A 288-nucleotide genomic window follows, 5' to 3' on the forward strand; every position below is an offset into this window, starting at 1 on the left:
GCCAAGGCAATCACCAGGAACGGAATCCCCAAGCCGAGGCTGTACGCGAAGGCGAGCAGGGCGCCTTTAGCGGCGGACGAACCACCGGACAGGCTCAGTAACTGTACCGCGGAGTACGTCGGTCCGATGCAGGGCGCCCATCCCAGTCCGAAGGTCAACCCCAGGAGCGGAGCGCCCCACAGGCCTGCCGGTGGCTTCGCGTGGATCTTGGCGTCCCGCTGCAGCCAGCCGAAACCGCCCATGAACACAACGCCCATGACGATCACCAGCACACCCAGCAGCTGTGTG

Annotated in this window: 1 protein-coding gene; it reads right to left on the bottom strand. The window is 65.6% G+C overall.

The features are described from left to right. Nucleotides 1-288: cytochrome c biogenesis CcdA family protein (locus SB764_RS39375; RefSeq protein ID WP_410866662.1), on the bottom strand; the 288-nt coding region annotated here is incomplete at both ends.

Origin of the sequence: Paraburkholderia sp. SIMBA_027 (genome assembly GCF_046535315.1) — a bacterium.
GTDB lineage: Bacteria > Pseudomonadota > Gammaproteobacteria > Burkholderiales > Burkholderiaceae > Paraburkholderia > Paraburkholderia tropica.